Below are 1,881 nucleotides of genomic sequence, written 5' to 3' on the forward strand. Positions count from 1 at the left end.
AGGATAGTCACTCCTTCGATGCTATAGATTTTCAGGCATTCGGTCATCAGGATCGAGCCGTAATTGATTTGTCCCATCGCACTGGGGAAATAGGTGGCGAAGGGGTTTAGTCCTTGACTGAAGAAGAAGTCTCCGTGCTTTCTGGCTCCCGATGCTCCTGCTAGTTGGTATTTACCCATCCCTTTGCTTAAGGCGGCGATCGCTTGTTTCTTCAGAGGTCCAATGCTTTTGGCGGCGGTGCTGCGCTTGCTGGGGGATTTACTGGTTTTAGCGATGCTTTCGGCTTTGGCGATCTTTTGTAAGTAGCTGGAAATGTTGCCAATACTGAGGTTGATGTCTGGATGCATGGCTTCAAGAAGGGTGTCCCGAAATTGGATCTCGTTATCGACGATCTCTCCTGTGGCGAGGTTGGTCTTAGCGATCGTTAGCATCTGTTTATGCTCTCAAAGTAATTTAGCAACTAGATCCAAATCGTTGGATCTAGTTGCTTTTGGTAGTTGTGGATGGACTAGGCTGCTTTCTTGTTTAGGTCTTGGCGATAAACGACAAATCCATTCTTTTGCAGTTCGTCAATGGTGGTGGGTTTGGATGGTAGAAAGTTGATCTTGCCTTCTCTGGTTGCCAGAATCTTGCAGCCATAATGGTTCTGCAAGCGTTGGATCACTTTCTCAATGGGCAGGTTGATGTTTGCTAAAGCCCATCCCTTCTTTGCTTGGTACAGCCACATCTTGTCTGTGCTGACTTGTGGTTTACGGGTTTTGGGTTTGCGAGATGTTTCAACCACTGCGTTGCTATCTGCGACCATCTTTTCCAGTTCCTTGACGGGGATTTGTTCATTGATATGGACAATCAAGGCTCTAGTGGTTACGTGCAGTTCTTCTTGACTCAATTTATCGATGATTTTATCGGCAAGTTCTTCTGGGGTATCGAATCTTAGTTGACGTGCCATGTTTTTAGTCTCCTGACTTTAATTTTTTGTGGACAATCGTTCGCGGACTTTACGCGCTAGCGTTCTTCTTACTTCTCTTGCTTGTCAATGCAGATTTCATTCTTTGATAGATATCTGCATTGACGAGCTTGCTCTTTTAATCTAGGCGGTTAGATAGAAAATCAATTCCTTCTTCTTCAGTTTTCGCCAGTTAGGGATTTTGCGTTCTTTGGCTAAGGGTCTTAGTTCTTGAACGGTCATTTTCGTGAGGGGCTTGGTAGCGACTTCGGCAATGATTTCAGTCTTTACTTCCTTTACCATAGCTTTCAGTTTCGGGGCTGCTTTTGCTGAGGGTAATGCTACTGTTGCATCTGGTAGCACTGGGTTTGGGGCTGTTAGATTCTTGACTGTGACTTCAGGTGTTTCTGTCTGAGAAGTCAGCAGTGATTGATCAGTGGGTTCAGCCCCTAGAAATGATAGTAGGGCATAGGTTAGTGCGGTCAATAATCCCAGTAATGCTATCAGGCTCATGGTTATAAGAGCTTCAACTGCGATCTTGAAAATTGTTGGTGGCTTCATTGTTTTCCTAATATTGGTTGATTTTCTTCAATGCTGGTTGGGGAATCGGTAAGCGAGATCTTTGTCAGTTCACTCGAATTTAAGCGCGATCGCTAGATTGATGTTTAGTTCAATTCTCTTGCTGCATTTTTTTTAGAGAAGATCTGGGGATAGTCTTCGGACAGAGTTTCGAGATGTCTTGTCGCAACTTCACGGCAATGTTGCGGGTCTGTGGTGTATTCGTTCATGGCGGCTTTGACGAAGTACTCGGCATAGGTCAGCATTTCCACGATGCTCGGATCTACTTTTGAGATTTGGTCTGGATGCTGAGCGAGGTATTCTCCTAGTTCCTGTACGCTTGCTTGTACTGCGTCGAGAAGCAGGTCTTTGATTTG

General features: G+C 45.1%; 4 protein-coding genes. All 4 read right to left on the reverse strand.

From position 1 onward, the window contains the following. Window positions 1-431, reverse strand: a 431-nt coding sequence (locus PSE7429_RS22690; RefSeq protein WP_009629743.1) for a hypothetical protein, incomplete at its 3' end; no start/stop codon positions are given. Between the two features lie 77 nt (window positions 432-508). Further along, window positions 509-949: a hypothetical protein gene (locus tag PSE7429_RS22695; RefSeq protein ID WP_009629744.1), complete on the reverse strand. Its 441-nt coding sequence runs from the start codon at window positions 947-949 to the stop codon at window positions 509-511. Window positions 950-1,090: 141 nt separating this feature from the next. After that, entirely contained in the window at window positions 1,091-1,507 is a 417-nt protein-coding gene (locus tag PSE7429_RS22700; RefSeq protein WP_009629745.1) for a Rho termination factor N-terminal domain-containing protein, read from the reverse strand. 104 nt (window positions 1,508-1,611) lie between these two features. After that, on the reverse strand, window positions 1,612-1,881 hold a 270-nt coding region (locus tag PSE7429_RS26465; RefSeq protein WP_009629746.1), incomplete at its 5' end, for a hypothetical protein.

It is taken from the genome of Pseudanabaena biceps PCC 7429 (assembly GCF_000332215.1).
Taxonomy (GTDB): Bacteria; Cyanobacteriota; Cyanobacteriia; order Pseudanabaenales; family Pseudanabaenaceae; genus Pseudanabaena; species Pseudanabaena biceps.